Genomic DNA, 19459 nt, shown 5'->3' with positions numbered 1-19459 from the left:
AAAAATAAAGGCCCGACAAGCGGGCCAGTAAAATCACAATGCTTAGTTGCCGTGAAGGCGCTTGGCGTCAATCACATCCGGCAGTTGGTTGAGCTTGGCTATTACGCGCCCCAGCACCTGCGGGTTGTAGATTTCGATGTCCATATCGATAGTCGCCAGCTGCTGCTTGGTGTCGCTACGGCTGGCAACGCCGAGCACGTTAACCTTCTCGTTGGCAAGAATGGTGGTGATGTCGCGCAGCAGGCCGCTGCGGTCATTGGCGACCACGCGGACCACCAGCGAGTAACCGCTGGAATAACTTTCGCCCCACACGGCGTCAACCACGCGCTCCGGCGCATTCTGGCGCAGGTCTTCCAACTGGTCACAGTCGGCGCGGTGAATCGAAATCCCACGACCCTGAGTGATATAACCCACAATCTCATCGCCCGGAATCGGCTGGCAGCAGCGCGCGATGTGGTGCATCAGATTACCCACGCCTTCCACCACCACGCGACCATTGTCCTTGCCAGTGCTGCGCGGCGGCGGCGCAGAGGTTTTCTGCGTCAACTGGCGCAGCGCCTCTTTGTCTAACTCTTCCGCACTCGGCTTTTTCAACTGAGATTGCAGGAAGTTAACCATCTGGTTCAGGCGAATATCGCCGTTACCGATGGCCGCCAGCACTTCATCCAGCGAGTTGACGTTGTAGCGCGGCAGCAGCAGTTTCTCGGCATCTTTGATGCTGATATCCAGCCTGTCCAGCTCGTCATCGAGGATCTGTTTGCCGGCAATAATGTTTTTGTCGCGATCCTGCTTGCGGAACCAGTTGTGGATCTTCGACCGCCCACGGCTGGTGGTGACATAGCCGAGGTTCGGATTCAGCCAATCGCGGCTTGGGTTCGGGTGCTTCTGGGTGATGATCTCAATCTGATCGCCCATTTGCAGCTGATAGGTGAACGGCACGATGCGCCCGCCAATCTTGGCCCCGATACAGCGGTGACCGACATCGCTGTGGATGTGATAAGCGAAGTCGAGCGGCGTGGAGCCCATCGGCAAGTCAATGACGTCGCCTTTTGGGGTAAACACGTAGACGCGATCGTCAAACACCTGACTGCGCACTTCATCAAGCATTTCGCCCGAATCGGCCATCTCTTCCTGCCACGCAATCAGTTTACGCAGCCAGGCAATGCGGCCTTCGTAGCCACCGCTGCGGCCACCAGCCACGGCAGTACCCTCTTTGTATTTCCAGTGCGCGGCCACGCCCAGTTCGGCATCTTCATGCATCTGGCGGGTACGGATTTGCACTTCAAGGGTTTTGCCTCGCGGCCCAAGAACCACGGTATGAATGGACTGATAGCCGTTAGGTTTCGGGTTAGCGACGTAGTCATCAAACTCGTCAGGCAGATGGCGGAAATGGGTGTGAACAATACCCAGCGCCGCGTAGCAATCTTGCAGGCGCTCGACCACGATACGCACCGCGCGGACGTCAAACAGCTCGTCAAATGACAGCGCTTTTTTCTGCATCTTACGCCAGATGCTGTAGATGTGTTTCGGACGACCATAGACATCAACTTTGATGCCCTCTTCGGCCATCGCACCGCGCACGGTGGAGACAAAATCGTCAATATACTGCTCACGATCGATGCGACGCTCGTGCAGCAGTTTGGCGATTCTTTTGTATTCGTCAGGATGCAGGTAACGGAAGCAGAAATCCTCCAGCTCCCATTTTAACTGGCCGATGCCCAGACGGTTAGCCAGCGGGGCATAGATGTTGGTACACTCTTTCGCCGCCAACACGCGCTCTTCTTCCGGCGCGTCTTTCACTTCGCGCAGGTGAGCGATACGTTCGGCAAGCTTGAGCACCACGCAGCGGAAATCTTCCACCATCGCCAGCAGCATGCGGCGAACGTTATCCACCTGCTCGGAGGCCATGGAGTCGTTTTGCGTGGCTTTTAGCTGGCGAATGGCGTCCATATCGCGCACGCCATGCACCAGATCGGTGATGCTTTTGCCAAACTGCTGGGTCAGCGTGTCTTCATCGATAATGCCAACATCAACCAGGGGGAACAGCAGCGCGGCGCGCATACTGTCGTTATCCATGCTCAGGGTAGAGAGGATCTCGACCATCTCCAGCCCGCGCCATAAAAGCAGCGAGGCATCCGGATGGCCTTGTGTCTGTTGTTCGCAGTAGCGCCAGGTTTCGGCTAAACGCTCACATGACTGCTGGCTAGAAAGGCCTAAACTGGTTATCCAGTCGTCGAGCGCAAACTCGCCTGCCGTGTTCAAATGTGCACTTCTTACCGCAACCATACCCTCTCCCTACATTTCTGCTGCCATTCAGGCGACAGACGGGTTGATAAACAGAGCCATCGACTCAAGATGCCCAGTGTGCGGGAACATATCCAGCATGCGAACCTGAGCTAAGTGATAACCCGCCTCCAACAAAATTTTGCTGTCCCGCGCCAAAGTCGTGGGGTTGCATGAGACATACACCACGCGCTGCGGATTCAGCTTAATAATATGTGTCATAACGCCAGCAGCACCGGCCCTTGCAGGGTCTAGCAGCACTTTATTAAAGCCCTGTGCCGCCCAAGGTTGCTGGCTGACATCCTCTTCCAAATTTTCATGGAAGAATTCAGCATTGTTCAAATTATTTCGAATGGCATTATCTTGCCCATTCGCCACCAACGTGGCAACACCTTCTACGCCAGTGACGTGCTTTACACGCTTGGCTAAAGGCAGGGTGAAATTACCCACGCCGCAGAATAAATCCAATAGGCGATCGTCGGAATTGAGATCTAGCCATTCAATCGCCTGTGCCACCATTTGCTGGTTGACGTCATCATTCACCTGAATGAAATCACGCGGGCTGAATTTCAGCGTCAGGCCATCAATTTGATAGAACGGCGGCTCGCCGCACAGCAGCGCTAAACTGTCGCTTTCTGCCGCCAGCCATACCGCCACGCCGTGTTCTGCGCCGAAGGCCAACAGGCTGGCGCGGTCTTGCTCTTTCAGCGGATCGAGATGGCGCAACACGATTAATGGACCATTTTCGGCCAGCACCAGTTCAACATGCCCCAAACGTTGGGCCGCGGAGAGGTGAGAAAGACAGTGTTGCAAAGGCACCAACAGACGTTCCAGCTCAGAGCGCAGCACCGGACAGCGATTTATCCCCACCAGATCATTCGAGCCTTCCTGACGAAAACCCATCACCAGCGTAGAAGAAGATGAGGAAGACGCCATTTTATTTTTGCCTTTCCCGCCGCCTTTCCCACTTCCGGCAATCTGTAAACCCAGTCGCGCGCGGCGACGATAGCCGTATTGCGGGCCAGCGATCACCGGCTGAGGTTGCGCTTCTACCCCAGTTTCGCGTGAAATAAGGCGTAATAAGGCCGCAGATTTGCTCTGTTGCTGTAATACTTCACTGGCATGTTGCTGCTGACAGCCGCCGCAGGTAGTGAAATGTGGGCAGGCCGGTTTCACGCGCTGTTCGCTGGTGGTCAGCAGGCGTTTTACACGCCCTTTGGCATACTGGCGTTTATCCTCGGTGAGCGTCACCTCGGCCTGTTCGCCTGGCAGCAAGCCGCTGATAAATATCGCCTTACCATTGTGGCGTGCCACACCCTGACCAAATGCATCAAGGTCGGTGGCAGTCACAGTTATTGTTTGCCGGGTCGTCACGCGACGATTCGGAGAGTAGAATTGGGCCATTATTGTTGATTGCACGCTGAGTCAATTAAGGTCTTTCAGCTGCTGATTCTCCCACATTGGAACCTCATGACCAAATATAGCCTTCGCGCACGGATGATGATTTTAATTCTGGCACCGACTTTGATGATTGGTCTGCTGCTCAGCACCTTCTTTGTGGTGCATCGTTATAACGAGTTGCAGAAGCAATTAACGGACTCCGGTTCCAGCATTATTGAGCCTTTGGCCGTCGCCAGCGAATATGGCATGACCTTCCGTGAGCGAGAGCCGGTAACGCGTTTAATCAGCCGACTGCATCGCAACCATTCAGAGATTGTTCGCGCCATCAGCGTGTTCGACGGGCAAAACAAACTCTTTGCTACCTCAAACTCGTTGCGCGAAGGCAACAAGTTGCAGGTGGCTTCAGTTAGCGATATTCCGCGCGAACTCACCCAAAAACGCATGGGAGACTCACTGATTTTGCGCACGCCGATTTTGGCGGAAAACCACACGGCGGCGGATGACGACGCCTTCCACACCTCGCCTGCGCGCACTCTCGGCTACATCGCTATTGATCTGGATCTCAGCTCTGTTCGCCTACAGCAGTATCAGGAGGCCTTTGTCTCCACCATGTTGCTGCTGCTCTGTCTGGGTATCGCCACGCTGTTCGCTTACCGCCTGATGCGCGACGTGACTGGCCCAATTCGCAACATGGTCAATACTGTTGACCGTATTCGTCGCGGCCAGCTCGATAGCCGCGTCGAAGGCAACATGCTGGGTGAGCTCAGCATGCTGAAAAACGGCATAAACTCGATGGCCATGTCGTTGACTGCCTACCATGAAGAGGTGCAACAGAACATCGATCAGGCCACCTCGGATCTGCGAGAGACGCTGGAGCAGATGGAGATCCAAAACGTGGAACTGGATCTGGCGAAAAAGCGTGCGCAGGAAGCTGCCCGTATTAAGTCCGAGTTCCTCGCCAATATGTCCCACGAGCTGCGTACCCCGCTCAACGGGGTGATTGGCTTCACTCGCCAGACCCTGAAAACGCCGCTGTCGCCGACGCAGGCCGATTACCTGCAAACCATTGAACGTTCTGCCAATAACCTGCTGACAATTATTAACGACGTGCTCGACTTCTCGAAACTGGAAGCCGGCAAACTGGTGTTGGAGCATATCCCGTTCTCCCTGCGTGAAATGCTGGATGAAGTGGTGGTATTGCTGGCACACACTGCCCATGAAAAAGGGCTAGAGCTGACGCTCAATGTGCACAATAACGTGCCGGAAAGTGTCCTTGGCGACCCGATGCGCTTGCAGCAAGTTGTCACTAATTTACTCGGTAATGCCATCAAGTTCACCGAAAATGGCAACATTGATATCAATGTGGAAGTTCGCTCGCAGAACAATTTGCAAGTGGAGCTGGAAGTACAAATTCATGACACAGGGATCGGAATATCTGAGCGCCAACAGTCGCAGCTCTTCCAGGCATTCCGTCAGGCCGATGCCAGTATTTCCCGTCGCCACGGCGGCACCGGGCTGGGGCTGGTTATCACTCAGCGGCTGGTCAAGGAGATGGGCGGCGACATCAGCTTCTACAGCCAAATTAATCGCGGATCGACCTTCTGGTTCCACATCACCCTTGAGTTGAATGACAACCGACACATCACGCCGCTTTCCATGTCCTGTCTGGAAGGTAAGCGCCTGGCCTATGTGGAAGCCAACCCAGCGGCGGCGAAAGCCACGCTGGAAATCTTGCAATCCACGCCGCTCGACGTGGTGCATCGCACGACCATTCAAGCACTGCCTGACCCTTATTACGACCTGATGCTGTGCAGCATTCCGGTGAAACTCGACCACCAACTTTCTGACTACGACGAGCGCCTGCAGAAAGTGTTAAAGATGACTGACAGGCTGATGTTGGCACTGCCGAGCGAATTCCAGGTTGATGCTGAGTCCCTTAAAAATCGTGGGGTACGAGCCTGTTTAATCAAGCCTATCTCCAGTATTCGCCTGCTGCCGCTGCTGCTTGCAACGCCTTATTCCCCGCCACTCCTGAACGTGGACGGCGCGCGTTCTGACCGCCTGCCCCTGACGGCCATGGCGGTGGATGACAACCCGGCGAACCTCAAGCTGATTGGGACTCTGCTGGAAGAATTGGTGGAAACCACCCTGCTCTGCCATAGCGGCGAAGAGGCCATCGACATGGCGCGCAATAACGATTTGGATATCATCCTGATGGATATTCAGATGCCAAACATCGATGGCATTCGCGCCAGTGAAATCATTCACCAGATGCCGCGCCACGCAAAAACGCCTATTGTCGCCGTCACCGCCCACTCGCTGAGTGGCGAGCGTGAACAGCTGCTCAAAGTGGGCATGGATGATTATCTGGCGAAACCTATTGATGAGAGCATGCTAAAACGCGTGCTGGCCCGCCATTACTCGCACCAGACGCCGCAGGAGTCGCCGCTCATTCAGGAGAGTGGCAGCATGCCAATGAGCACGCTGGATTGGCAACTGGCCCTGCGCCAGTCGGCTAACAAAGAGGATTTGGCGCGCGATCTGCTGCAAATGCTGGTCGATTTTCTCCCGCAGGTCACTGAGCGGGTGAACGCCGTAGCGCAGGGCCAACCGGACGAAGACATCCTGTCGCTGATCCATAAGCTGCACGGCAGCTGTAGTTACAGCGGCGTGCCGCGTTTGAAACAGCTCTGTTTTTACCTTGAACAGCAACTGCGTAAAAACATCCCGGCGAGCGACCTGGAGCCGGAATGGTTCGAGCTGCTGGACGAAATTGAAAATGTGACCCGCGAAGCGCAGCTGCACCTGAAACGGTAAATTATGCGGCACCAACATTTGCTTGAGATCTCACTTACGGAAAATAGTTTCTGTTCGCGACCACACTAACTCACTGAAATTAAGCGTTATTTATTCCTCATATAAAAATCCTATGGTCGGGAGGTATTTACAACTCCCGATCACTTTGGTTTAACTCTACTCATCAGTTGCGCAGTTTTCCGTCACTCTATTTCTGGGCTGAAGTCGGTATTTTTGCGCGAGCTGATTTTTTTTGATTCAAAAATGAGAGCGCTCTCTTTTTATTTATGAGGCGCAAATCGTAGTCTGTCTTCCTGACGACGAGACCTGAAACCAGACAATCCCACCGATGACTGTCTCTGATTTAAGTAGAGGAAAAACGCATGGATCTGGAAAACACAATCATGGAGTTGTTGGTTCACGCAGGAAGCGCCCGTAGCCATGCCATGATGGCGTTACAACACGCCCGCCGTGGTGACTTCCCTGCCGCAGAGCAGGCCATGGGCGACTCGCGTCAGGCCGTATCTTTGGCCCACGGCATGCAAACTGAGCTTATCGGTCTGGATGAAGGCTGCGGCAAAATCCCGGTCAATCTGATCACTGTCCACGCGCAGGACCACCTTATGAATGCGATGGTCATTCAGGATTTAGCCATTGATATGATTGAGCTTTACCGCCGTTTACCGCCAGCACCTGCAACTAGGGTAAACACATTTCAGGCCAGCCATTGCTAGCCTGGCCTCACGCAATACATCGTTTTAATTAGCCAAGCACTGACAAAAATAGCCATTAACAAATAATAATGCGGAAAAAATCCGCTCGGGGGTGTGTAGTGTCTAAACCGAATGTCCTGCTCGAACGTTATGTTTTGCCTTTTGCTTTGAAGATAGCCTCTCAAAAGCACGTCCTGTCGGTGCGCGACGGCATCATTTTGAACATGCCATTTATGCTGATTGGCTCGTTCTTCCTGATTTTTGCGTACCTGCCAATCCCAAGTTACGCCAACATGATGGGCGACGTGTTTGGCGCGGCTTGGCGTGAAAAGCTGCTTTATCCGGTGAAAGCGACCTACGACATCATGGCGATTATCTCCAGCTTCGGCATCGCCTACCGACTGGCGGAGAAATACAAAACGCTGGACCCGCTGACCACCGGCGCCGTCTCGCTGGTGGCGTTCATTCTGACCATTCCGCAAAACACCCTTTTCCAGCCACTGAATGGCGCGACTGAACAGATCGTCAAAGGCGTGTTGCCAATGAATTTCATCGGCAGTCAGGGGCTGTTTGTGGCGATTGTCATCGCCATACTTTCGACTGAAATCTATCGTTTCGTCCACGATCGCAATCTGGTGATCAACATGCCTGCGGGTGTGCCACCGGCGGTAGCGAAATCCTTTTTGGCGCTGATCCCGGGCTTTGCGGTTATGGCGGTGGTGCTGGCCCTGCGTTTAGGGGTTGAAGCGACGCCGTTTGGCAACATCAACAATATGATTGCCACCCTTATCGGCATCCCGATGCACCATATTGGCGGCACGCTGCCGGGAATGATTTTCTCGGTGATATTGATAGGTTTGCTGTGGATGGTAGGGCTGCACGGCGATGCCATCGTGCTGGTGTTTATTCAGCCGGTGTGGCTGTCTAACATGTCCGAAAACCTGACGGCCTTCCAGAACGGCCAGCCGATCCCGCACATTATTACTCAGCAGTTTTACGACTTATGGATAGCGCCGGGGGGCACCGGAGCCTTGCTGGGACTGGTGATCTTCATGCTGCTGCGCGCCCGCAGCGCGCAGATGAAACAGCTGGGGAAAATTGCCGCGCCGGGCTGCCTGTTTAATATTAGCGAGCCAATGGTGTTTGGTATTCCGCTGGTGATGAACCCGTACTTCGCCATTCCGTTTATTCTGACCCCGGTGATTCTGGTGATTGTCACCTATACCGCAATGGCTACCGGGCTGGTGACGCCGCCGGTAGGGATTGCGCTACCGTTCACGACACCAATCTTCATCAGTGGCTATCTGGCCACCGGCGGGCATATTTCTGGCACAGTGATTCAGGTGGTGAATTTGGGGATTTCGCTGGTGATTTACTATCCGTTCTTCCGCGCCTGGGACAAGTTGAAGTATAAAGAAGAGCATCAGGCCGCGCAGTTAGAAGCGGAGAAAGCGCAAACCGCCGCAGGGCAATTAACCGCCCGCTGATACTACTGCTGTAGCAAACTGAAGAAACAAAAAAGCCCGACGACTGTCTGCCAGCGTCGGGCTTTTAGGTTTCAAACTTGTTAGAACCAGGTAGTTACCGCGCCGGTCACGTCCCACTGTTCATTCACTCGCAGCAGCTGACGCCATCTGTCGAAGGTCAGGCAAGGGTGGGAAATGTCGAAAATCAGCATGTCGCCGACCTGAATATCGGCCCCTGCGGGCACGGTCATAAAGGCGTGTTGGTCCATCATCTTGATGATTTCCCATGACTTATCTACCGGCACAACCGTAGTGTAGCCTGCCGAATGGCTGCTTTGCGGGCGAAAATGCCCGGCAGCGACCGGGAAACCCGCATCCGGCCCGGCGTCGCGACGGCCCAGGCCGATGATCGCCCTGCCCGGCTCAGGCAGTGACTGTACGTAAGCCCACACCTGTAGCGCAGGTTGCAGGCTGCTGTTCATCTGGCGCGCCACGGGGTTTTGGGCCTGAATTCGCTGATTAGCCTGCTGATAAATACCGGCGTCATGGGTCAGGTAGCACCCTGAACGCAGGATAACGTCAAGCGTGAAACGCTGCTGGCTGTCCAGATACTGGCTATCACGCCTAAACTCTTCGGCCACCACGTCAAACCATGCAGAACCCGCGCCGGTGAGAATCACCGTCGGCTCGGCAAAGGCACCGTTCTGCGCCAGAGCCTCGGTGCGTTGCATCACGTGTTGCAGGAAAGCGCGAATGGGCGCTTCTTCATTAATCACCCCTTCGTAAATTTCTACCCCCACCAGCGAAATAGCCCGCGGCCAGCGCTGGATAGCCTCTAACACCTCCAGCTCCTGCTCGGCGTTGCGCACGCCGGTGCGCCCGCCGGCCAGACCATATTCCAACAGCACCCGCAGCGTCTGCTGGCGAGAAGTAAAATACTCGCCGAGGGCGTCGACGTTGGCCGCCGAATCCACAATACAGGTGAAATCAAACTCGCTGTCCTGTGCCAACAGCCCGGCGATCACGGCCATATTGGCTTTGCCGACCAGCTGATTAGCCATGATGACCCGGCGCACGCCGTGCTGAAACGCCACATTGACCTGCGGTGCCGTCGCCAGCGTAATGCCCCACGCGCCGCTATCAAGCTGTAACTGGAAAAGCTCGGGGCTCATGGTGGTTTTGCCATGCGGCGCCAGCTTGAGGTGGTAGCGGCTAATGAACTCGCTCATCCACGCCAAATTATGCTCTATGCGCTCATCCAACAGCACCGCCACCGGCAGGCTGACCTCTTCTCGCAGAATATTCCAACCCTGCTGGCCGATGTCCGCCATCTGCGGTTCATCCGGCAAGGTGCCTAAGCCTTTGGTTTGGGTATTCACCGGCTGGGAGGAGAAGTCATAAAGCGAAGATAAATCATAGAGTTCTGAAAAATCATACGGCTGGGAGAAGTCAGGCTCGGACATGATGGCTCTCGTTTGGCGTTATCTGCGAATCAATAGTGCAAACCTAGCGCACGCGCAGGTCTGGGGTAAAGCCCAAAAATCGGCACGCCGAGTTATCAGGTGCCAATTCAGGGGCTGGCTGGCGGGCACTCATTCAGGCAGCGTCTGCGCCAGCTTGATGGTGGCGGCGATATTGCGCGCCGTGTTGTGTAGGTTTTCGGCGGCATTCGCCAGCGCGTCTTCCAAGGTACAGATAGAAGAAAGCACGCTAAACACCGCATCCAAGCCATGGTCGAAAACCACATCTACATCTTTGGTCAGGCTGCCGCCGATACCAATGACCGGCTTGTTATAGCGTTTCGCCACCCGCGCGACGCCGATTGGCACCTTGCCATTGATACTTTGGCTATCAATGCGCCCTTCGCCGGTGATCACCAGCGTGGCGTCTTTCACTAACGCCTCTAGCCCCAGCGCTTCGGTCACAATCTCAATCCCCTGACGTAACTGCGCCCCGCAAAAGGCGTGCAGCCCGGCCCCCATACCTCCGGCGGCACCCGCCCCCGGCAGGCTGTCCACATCAATATTAAGGCTGCCCTTAATCAGCTTGGCGAAGTGAGCAAGATAGCCATCAAGCTGCTTGACCATTTCTGGCGTCGCCCCTTTTTGCGGGCCGAAAATCGCCGATGCGCCATTTTTTCCCGTCAGCGGATTGGTCACGTCACAGGCCACTTCGAATCGGCAATCTTTGATTCTGGGGTCCAGTTCGCTGATATCAATACTGCTAAGCTGCTCCAGCGCGCCGCCGCCCTGACCAATCTGCTGGCCTTGCGTATCCAACAGCTTCCCTCCCAGCGCCTGCACCATGCCCGCGCCGCCGTCGTTGGTGGCACTGCCGCCAATGCCGATGATGCAATGTTTGACACCATGGTCCAGAGCATGGCGAATCAGCTCGCCGGTACCGAAAGAGGTGGTTTTCAGCGGGTTGCGTTTCGCCTGCGGCACGCTTTCTAAGCCACTGGCCGCCGCCATTTCGATAAAGGCGACGTTACTATCGCCAGACAGGCCAAAGAATGCCTCAATCGGCTCTCCCAATGGGCCGGTCACTTTGACTTTCACCACTTTGCCATGAGTCGCGGCCACCATGGCTTCCACCGTGCCTTCGCCGCCGTCGGCGACCGGCAATTTGACGTATTGGGCGTCGGGGAAAATCTCCCGAAAACCGCTTTCAATGGCTTTCGCTACCTCCAGCGCCGATAAGCTTTCTTTAAATGAATCAGGTGCGATAACTATCTTCATGCACGACACGCGCCGCTCGAGAAAAGCGTCCTGTTGATGAATGTATCTAGTCACACAAGAAAACGGCGCCAGTTTAGCGCCGCTTTCTCGGTTAACTACCGGGTCACTTCTACCTTCGCTAAGCTTTCATAATAGCGTGCAATTGCGCTGTGGTCAGACTGCCCCAACCCATCGGCTTTCAAAGCTTGCAGCATTTCCATCACCTGAGCTGTGAGTGGCAACTGCGCGCCAATGCTGTGTGAAGTGTCCAGCGCGTTAGCCAAGTCTTTGATATGCAAATCAATACGAAACCCAGGCTTGAAGTTTCTGTCCATCACCATTGGCGCTTTAGCTTCTAACACTGTACTGCCTGCCAACCCGCCGCGAATGGCCTGAAAAACCAGCTCCGGCTCGACGCCCGCCTTGGTGGCTAACACCAGCGCTTCGGACATGGCGGCGATATTCAACGCCACGATCACCTGATTCGCCAACTTAGTGACATTACCTGCGCCTATGTCACCGGTATGCACCACCGAGGCAGCCATGGCTTTCATCAGTTCATAGCATTTTTCGAACACGGCTTTATCGCCGCCAACCATCACCGACAGCGTGCCGTCTACGGCCTTTGGCTCACCGCCGGACACCGGCGCATCAAGCATCGCGACCTGCTTTTCCGCCAGCGCCTGACTGATTTCCCGACTGGCGAGCGGCGCGATAGAGCTCATATCGATAACCACCAGCCCGGCACGCGCCCCTTCGATGATGCCATTCTCACCCAGCACCACCTCTTTTACCTGTGGAGAGTTCGGCAGCATGGTGATAACAATGTCGCTCTGCTCGGCCACGGCTTTTGGCGTCGCGGCGCTGGTGGCTCCGGCTTTCACCAGCTGCTGCGTCGTCTCATGATTGTGGTCCAACACCACCAGTTGATAACCCGCCTTGAGCAGATTTCTACTCATGGGCTTGCCCATTATCCCTAAACCAATAAATCCAATTTTCATGCTGCGAGCCTCGTTGAGTATCAAGAAGATAGCCATTATAAAAAACGGCCTTCCCGCCGGCAGTGGGCAGAAGCTCAAAGCCGACGGCGAAGTTCGCCTCTTTCGTCTGGCATTTGCACAATGCTCTGTGAGGCCTATCCCGTTATGCAGGTTTAGGCCGTGTGATCGAGTTGCAGGGCGATATACAGCAGCAGGCGGTCATCAAAATTCGACAAGTTCAGCCCGGTCAGGCCAGAGATGCGGTTTAGACGATTTTCGAGAGTATTGCGATGAATAAACAGAGCTTTAGCCGTTGCGACGGGCTGAACGTTATGAGCAAACCAGAGGTTTAACGTGCGGCGCAGCAGGCCACTGCTATCTTCGGCATTTAGGCGGGCCATCGGCAGAGCCAGTTCGTCAGCCTGCCAGCCGTCGCGCAAACCGTCTAGCAGCACTGGCAGCATCAGGTCCTGATAGCAGTAGCTGCGCTGCTCCGGCGCGCGCCGTTTCCCCACCGCCAGGGTGGTTTTGGCCGTGAGGTAGGACCGCGCGATACTGCCCGGCCCGGTGAAATAGTTGCCGAGCGCCACGCGAACTCGCAGGTCACTGTTTTGCTGCATGTGTAACAACAGGGCGTCTATCCGCTGGCGCTGAGCCTGTGGGTCCCAGCGTTTGGCCGCACCGAGTGCGGGTTTGAGTACCACAATTTCGGTTAGAGAAACTCTGGCAATCAGATTGTCCTGCTCCGGGGTTGAGAGCAAAACCTGTAACTGTTGCAGCTCTGCCATAGCGTGCTCGACGCCAAGCTGCCCGCCGTCTACTGCCACCACCACGGCAACGCGCGGCTGGTGCAAGTCGATGCCCAACCGCTGCGCCCACTTCGCTAACGCCTCAGGGGGCTGCTCGGCACGAATCAAATTCAGCACCAGCTCTTCGCGAATGCGGCTGTCGTGCGCCAGCATATTGAGCAAGCGCGCCTGCTCGAGCATCATTTCCGCCGTCATACAGACCAGCTCGCCATATTGCCGCAGCCGCGTCGGGTCACCACTCAGCCCAATGGCGCCGACAATCTGTCCGTCAACCCGCAGCGGCAGGTTAACGCCGGGACGAACGCCGTGCAGATGGCGCGTCACTTCGTTATCAATGTCCACTATGCGTTGCTGGGAAATCGCCAGCAGCGCGCCTTCATGCAGTTCGCCAAGGCGCTCGGCGTCGCCGCTGCCGATAATCCTTCCCCGGCTGTCCATCACGTTGACGTTGCTATCAATGATTTTCATTGTGCGATCAACGATTTGCTGCGCTAAAGGTTGATCGAATAAATATGCCGCCATCTCCCTGCGCTCTCCTGCGTTTTTTCCCTTGGCTGCCAGCATACTCATTCGTCGGGCGATGGGCAGGTTCATGTCGGCGAAATGCGAGACGTCGCGCAGAACTCCGCCAACTTTCATCGTTGCACCGCCGCCAATAAAAAAGGCACGCCGAAGCGTGCCTTTATAGACTGATTTATCAGCGCGTGATTATTGCGCTAACAGGTAGATTGAAGTGTCACCGCGTTGAATATCCAGCGCCAGCACGGAAGGTTTGCTGTCGAGGATTTTACGCAGCTCGCCCAAATTGCCGACTTTCTGCTGGTTAACGCCCAGAATCACGTCATCCTTTTTCAGGCCGATGCGTGCTGCTTTACTGCCCGGCTTCACGGCATCGACTTTCACGCCTTTCTGATCGCCAACCTGACCATTGCTCAGCTCAGCCCCTTCAATACCGGTGAAGATATTACCGGAGTCAACTTTGGCGGTTTGCGTGCTCTGTTCAATAGTCACTTCAACATTGACCGGCTTGCCGTCACGCAGCAGGCCCAGCGTCACTTTGGTGCCGATTGGCAGGGTGCCGATGTCAGCGCGGAAGGAGGCGAAGCTGCTGATTGGTTTGCCGTTCATGCTCAGGATCACGTCACCCGCCTTGATACCGGCTTTTTCAGCGGCAGACTTCGGCATAACTTGGCTGATAAAGGCACCGCGCTGGGCGTCGACCTTCATGGCTTTCGCCAGTTCAGAGTTCAGCTCGGTCCCCATGATGCCCAATTCGCCACGCTTCACTTGACCGAATTCGATCATCTGCTTGGTCAGGTTTTTCACCATGTTACTTGGGATAGCAAAACCGATACCGATGTTGCCGCCGTCTGGCGCAAGGATCGCGGTGTTCAGACCAATCAGTTCACCGTTAAGGTTCACCAGAGCGCCGCCTGAGTTACCACGGTTAATGGCAGCGTCGGTCTGGATAAAGTTTTCGTAATTTTCGATGTTCAAACCACTACGGCCCAGTGCGGAAACGATACCCGAAGTCGCGGTTTCGCCCAGACCATATGGGTTACCGATGGCGACGGTGTAGTCACCCACGCGCAGCTGCTCGGAGTCAGCAATTTTAATCGCGGTCAGGTTTTTGGCATCAATCAGCTGAATCACTGCGATATCTGAGCGCGGATCTTTACCGATCACTTTCGCCTCAAATTTACGGCCGTCGTTGAGCTGAACGCTGATTTTGGTGGCGTTATCCACCACGTGGTTGTTGGTGACCACATAGCCTTTATCGGCGTCGATGATCACACCTGACCCCAGTGCGCGGAACTCTTGTTTCTGCGCTTCAGGCGCTGGCTGAGAGTCGTCATCCCCTTGGCCGCCCTGACAGACCGGAGAGCCTTGGAACGGCGAGCCGTCCTGACACAGCGGCGAGTTTTGACCAAAGAATTGCTGGAATTGCTGGCCCATGCGTGGCGTTTTAGTTGGTGCGCTACCCTCAACGTTTACGCTAACAACGGAAGGCATCACCTTTTCCAGCATAGGTGCCAGACTTGGAACTTGAGTGGTACTGGAAGACGCCGTTTCTGCGGCAAATGCCGATGAAACAGGGGCCACAGCCAGTCCAACACTTAACGCCAAAGCGCTCAGGAATAGAGTAGTTTTTTTCATCAGTCGAATTCTCTTTAAATATGCTTTTAAAATTATTTATGGTGACACGAAAGCATCACCTTGCTCGGTAGTCGTGATACTGAGATTTAATTAAAAGCGGTAAGTTCATTAAGGTCGAAATGACAATGGTAAAAAAATATTGTGGTTATTTACAAAAGCCTATTTTTTAACCAGTCCATTATAAAAATAGAGATTTCTTTACCTTAACCACCCCGCAAATACGGCTAAATATATTATTCAGCGGCCATCAACCGTCGATATTCATCGTAAGCGTAAAGATCTGTCATTCCGCTGATATAGTCCTGAATCATGCGCGCACGATAATAAAATTCGCTAATAATTTTCTGACTTTCAGACTGCGACTCCAGCTTGGTAATCGCCTCATTATAGGCCAGACGGTGCTTGGCGGACAATTTGTGGAACAGTCGGGTTTCAATGGGGTACTTGCGATGGGTGTCATCGCGAACCAACTGGCGGAATTCATCCAAAGGCATATCCAGAATCGGGCTGTAAATATCCAGCAATCCACTTATTACCCGATAGCCCTGTAATTCCAACTCTTCGACTTCGTGATGATTAAACACCTGTTTAAATGCCACACTTTTATATGTTTTTAACAATCTATTAGCTTGGCTTACATCTTCTAATAATGCCTGATTAAAATTACCGGCAAATATGGCAGGAAGATTATCAATGAAACGAATGGCGGCGTGAGGAACCAACTGCTTCACGGTCTGGACGCGCAGTTCCATAAAGAAATAATCTACCGGGTTACGAAAAGTCTTAGCCCGGTCCATTTTCTGATAGGCGGTGCGCACCACTTTCTCAAACCAATCATTCTCTTCGCTCTCACCCCACTCGCGCTCCAGATGCTCAAACAGCTGCTCGACGGTGAAAATATTCTTCTCGACGGCATCCTCTAAGTCGGCGATGCAGTAAGAGATATCGTCGGCGGCCTCCATGATATAAGTCAGCGGGAATCGGCTGAACTCGCCCATGTTTAGCTCACCGCGCAGCCGCTCAATGAAAGGCTCTTCGGCCAAATAGAAGCCCGGCTTTTTCATCAGGTATGCCTGTTCTTGCGGGATTGGCGCGGCCCAGTAGGCGGGACGGGTGTACTTTAAGATGCAGGCGGTTTGCGAAAATGTCAGGTTGAGTTTGAGCAGAGTAAACACCAGCCGAATGGCCTGCGCGTTGCCGTCGAAGTTGCACAGATCGTGGCGAATATTGCTGCGCAGCAGGTTCTCCTGCTCCTCGCCTTCCTGCAACCGTAAGAAGTCGAAAGTACAGTTGTCGCTGCTCTGCGGCACAGTGCCGCAGCTGGCAGTATCCATACGTTTGGCGAACCAGTTATTAATGGCGGACTCGCCAAAATGGCCAAAAGGCGGGTTGCCGATGTCGTGCATCAGGCAGGACATCTCGACCACGCTTTCGAAGGGATCGGTGAATTCCGTGAGACCAAGCTTGTCGAGTTTGCCCTGACGGCGTAGACGGTGCAGGATCTCTTTGGCAATGTGCCGCCCCACTTGCTGCACTTCCAGCGAGTGAGTCAAACGGCTGCGCACCGCGGCGTTTTTCTCCAGCGGGAAAACCTGCGTTTTTTGCTGCAATCGCCGGATGGCGGCCGAGTTAATGATTCTGCCGCGATCGCTTTCAAAGTGGCGAACTACGTCATATTCATCACGCGCCTCAGCAACCGGCGGACTGAAAGGACGCTGGAAATTGAATTTACTCTTAAAATCTATCCCGGACATATTTGCTACCCTTTTCAGCCACTCACGTGTCAACCTGACATCCTACCAGCTTCCCAAACGCATTATCTTGCCACTAGCCATGATAGACTATCGCTTAATGTGCTTGTTATAAAAGCTTCAATTCCGCACATATGTACCCAAAATCATTCAAGTTGCAGGGTATAGCGGCCCCCTTCCACCTCATCTGCGAGTATTACTATGAAAGTTGGCATCATTGGCGCAATGGAACAAGAAGTCACCCTGCTGCGCGACAAAATCACTAATCGTAAAACCATCGAGCGCGCGGGTTGTGAAATCTACACCGGCCAGCTAAATGACGTCGAAGTGGCATTGTTGAAATCAGGAATCGGTAAAGTTGCCGCCGCCATGGGCACCACGCTGCTGCTGGAACACTGCAAGCCGGACGTGGTGATCAACACCGGTTCTGCGGGCGGGTTGGCGAAAACGCTGAAAGTGGGCGATATCGTGGTTTCCGAAGAAGTGCGTTATCACGATGCTGACGTGACGGCTTTTGGCTATGAGCCAGGCCAGATGGCGGGCTGCCCGGCGGCTTTCGTCGCGGACTCAGAGCTGATTGAACTGGCTGAAACCTGCATTCGCCAGTTAGACCTCAACGCAGTGCGCGGCTTAGTGTGCAGCGGCGATGCCTTTATTAACGGTGCAGCGCCACTGGCTCGTATTCGTGAAACCTTCCCGTCCGTTGCCGCGGTCGAAATGGAAGCCGCCGCTATCGGCCACGTCTGCCATATGTTCGGTACGCCGTTCGTGGTGGTTCGCGCGATCTCCGACGTGGCGGATGCTGAATCACACCTGAGCTTCGAAGAGTTCTTAGTTGTTGCGGCTGAGCAATCAAGCCTGATGATCGACGCGATGCTGACCTCTCTGGCCAACAGCGACCGCGCGTGATCCCAAGGTTTCTGTGCATAATCTTGTGCTTATGGCTGCCGACGGTGGCCATTGCACAGCCTGCCCAGCGCGTCATCAGCCTGGCACCTAACCTGACTGAACTGGCTTACGCCGCAGGTCTGGGTGACAAGCTGGTCGGCGTGAGCGCTTACTCCGACTTCCCGCCGCAGGCCAAAAGCATTGAACAGGTCGCCAGCTGGCAAGGTGTCAATGTCGAACGAATTTTAGCCCTCAAGCCGGACTTGGTTTTAGCCTGGCGAGGCGGCAATCCGCAGCGCCCTCTCGATCAGCTCTCCTCATTGGGGATTCGCGTACTGTATCTCGACCCAGAAAGCATCGAACAGATAGCGCAAACTCTCGAACAGTTATCCGATTACAGCGAAAATCCCACGCTGGCGCAGAACGCCGCGGCTCAGCTTCGCCAACAGCGCGATCGGTTAAAGCAGCAATATGCGCGAACCAAGCCCCTGCCGGTATTTATTCAGTTTGGCACCCAGCCGCTGTTTAGCGTTTCAAAAGCTACGCTGCAAAGTGAAGTGGTTTCGCTATGTGGTGGGAAAAATATTTTTGAAGATAGCCGTGCGCCTTGGCCGCAAGTGAGCAGAGAGCAGGTTTTAGTGCGTCAGCCTCACGCAATCGTGATAACCGGCGATAAACAGCAAAAACAAACTATTAGCGAATTTTGGCAGCCCGCGCTGAATGTCCCGGTGGTCAACCTCAATGCCGACTGGTTTAGCCGCGCAGCCCCGCGCATCATCCTGGCAGCGCAACAACTTTGTAGCTCGCTACAGCCCATCGATCCAGAGTGAGTGTCCGCTCGCTCACTTGTAGTCCCCTTCCTCGCCTTCTGTAGTCCCTTTCTGAATTGATTATTTGTTGCACAAAATCAATATTATCATTCGCTGCATTTGGTATGATGTCGCCCTGAAATTAATTGCCAGAAACAGCAATAAATATTTTTCAAATATTTATAAATTTCAAAAAGATAACTCTAAAAATACCTCATTATACGCATCACAAGAACCCATTATAACTTGATGCCAAAACCTTGTATTTCTTTAATAAATTTAAAGATGACGGGGTAAGTGGCCGATAACTGTTTTCAGCGTTTGGATGTTTTTTTTAGATTTTGATGACGACACACACCTGGAATGAACCATGATAAGAAAAATATTGCTGAGTACGCTGATTATACTGAGCCCTATCGCGGCGATGGCGGGCATGACCAGTGGAGAGATTCAAGTCAGTTTAACCATCCTGCCAACCTGTGAAGTCAGCGTGGCAAATGCACAACCTTCGGTAAGATGCGCGCAGCAGAGTTTTGGTCAGCCGCGCATCAGTGAGAGTCAATTAGAGGCTATTCCGGGGGTTTCGGTAGGCTCGAAGTTAGTGACCATAGAATGGTAAAGCACAAAAAAGCCCGTTTCACCTGAAAGGCAAACGGGCTTTTTAAACTTTTAATTCTTCTTAATGCTTC

General features: G+C 54.0%; 14 protein-coding genes. 6 read left to right on the top strand and 8 right to left on the bottom strand.

Translation table 11 applies throughout. The annotated features are described in order from the left end of the window. Positions 1–42: 42 nt before the first annotated feature. Complete coding sequence (gene relA, locus V2154_RS03285) at positions 43–2286, bottom strand: GTP diphosphokinase (RefSeq protein WP_353501051.1); 2244 nt, start codon at positions 2284–2286, stop codon at positions 43–45. 27 nt (positions 2287–2313) lie between these two features. Next, on the bottom strand, positions 2314–3687 hold the full coding sequence (rlmD, locus tag V2154_RS03280; protein ID WP_353501050.1) for a 23S rRNA (uracil(1939)-C(5))-methyltransferase RlmD: 1374 nt from the start codon (positions 3685–3687) through the stop codon (positions 2314–2316). A 66-nt stretch (positions 3688–3753) separates the two neighbouring features. Here rlmD and barA point away from each other — a divergent pair, with 66 nt between their 5' ends. From barA to celB, 3 genes are all read left to right on the top strand, one after another. Beyond that, positions 3754–6501: a two-component sensor histidine kinase BarA gene (barA, locus tag V2154_RS03275; protein ID WP_353501049.1), complete on the top strand. Its 2748-nt coding sequence runs from the start codon at positions 3754–3756 to the stop codon at positions 6499–6501. A gap of 362 nt (positions 6502–6863) precedes the next feature. Further along, on the top strand, positions 6864–7214 hold the full coding sequence (locus tag V2154_RS03270; protein ID WP_353501048.1) for a PTS lactose/cellobiose transporter subunit IIA: 351 nt from the start codon (positions 6864–6866) through the stop codon (positions 7212–7214). Positions 7215–7330: 116 nt separating this feature from the next. Then, on the top strand, positions 7331–8680 hold the full coding sequence (gene celB / locus V2154_RS03265; protein WP_437342019.1) for a PTS cellobiose transporter subunit IIC: 1350 nt from the start codon (positions 7331–7333) through the stop codon (positions 8678–8680). 80 nt (positions 8681–8760) lie between these two features. Here the strand turns inward: celB and V2154_RS03260 are convergent, their stop codons facing one another. From V2154_RS03260 to dgt, 6 genes are all read right to left on the bottom strand, one after another. Next, on the bottom strand, positions 8761–10122 hold the full coding sequence (locus V2154_RS03260) for an amino acid deaminase (RefSeq protein ID WP_353501046.1): 1362 nt from the start codon (positions 10120–10122) through the stop codon (positions 8761–8763). 129 nt (positions 10123–10251) lie between these two features. Next, complete coding sequence (locus V2154_RS03255; RefSeq protein WP_353501045.1) at positions 10252–11397, bottom strand: glycerate kinase; 1146 nt, start codon at positions 11395–11397, stop codon at positions 10252–10254. 95 nt (positions 11398–11492) lie between these two features. After that, positions 11493–12413: a 2-hydroxy-3-oxopropionate reductase gene (gene garR, locus V2154_RS03250; RefSeq protein WP_353501044.1), complete on the bottom strand. Its 921-nt coding sequence runs from the start codon at positions 12411–12413 to the stop codon at positions 11493–11495. 116 nt (positions 12414–12529) lie between these two features. Next, positions 12530–13687, bottom strand: a complete 1158-nt coding sequence (locus V2154_RS03245; protein WP_353503901.1) for a CdaR family transcriptional regulator — start codon at positions 13685–13687, stop codon at positions 12530–12532. Positions 13688–13873: 186 nt separating this feature from the next. Next, the gene (degP, locus tag V2154_RS03240; RefSeq protein WP_353501043.1) at positions 13874–15322 is read right to left on the bottom strand and encodes a serine endoprotease DegP; all 1449 of its coding nucleotides are present in this window, start codon (positions 15320–15322) and stop codon (positions 13874–13876) included. Between the two features lie 233 nt (positions 15323–15555). After that, complete coding sequence (dgt, locus tag V2154_RS03235; protein WP_353501042.1) at positions 15556–17076, bottom strand: dGTPase; 1521 nt, start codon at positions 17074–17076, stop codon at positions 15556–15558. Between the two features lie 198 nt (positions 17077–17274). On the opposite strand from dgt, the gene mtnN reads away from it, so the two are divergent. From mtnN to V2154_RS03220, 3 genes are all read left to right on the top strand, one after another. Next, a complete protein-coding gene (mtnN, locus tag V2154_RS03230; protein WP_353501041.1) occupies positions 17275–17982 on the top strand; it encodes a 5'-methylthioadenosine/S-adenosylhomocysteine nucleosidase in 708 nt (235 codons plus the stop codon). After that, entirely contained in the window at positions 17979–18791 is an 813-nt protein-coding gene (gene btuF / locus V2154_RS03225) for a vitamin B12 ABC transporter substrate-binding protein BtuF (protein ID WP_353501040.1), read from the top strand. Before mtnN ends, btuF begins: the two co-directional genes overlap by 4 nt. A gap of 349 nt (positions 18792–19140) precedes the next feature. Further along, positions 19141–19389 (top strand): hypothetical protein, encoded by a 249-nt coding sequence (locus V2154_RS03220; RefSeq protein ID WP_353501039.1) that lies wholly within the window; start codon positions 19141–19143, stop codon positions 19387–19389. Positions 19390–19459: the final 70 nt, after the last annotated feature.

The sequence above is a fragment of the Ewingella sp. CoE-038-23 genome (assembly GCF_040419245.1).
Classification (GTDB): domain Bacteria; phylum Pseudomonadota; class Gammaproteobacteria; order Enterobacterales; family Enterobacteriaceae; genus Ewingella; species Ewingella allii.
Note: the sequence above shows the minus strand (reverse complement) of the source record. Positions and strands in the feature narration are given on the sequence as shown.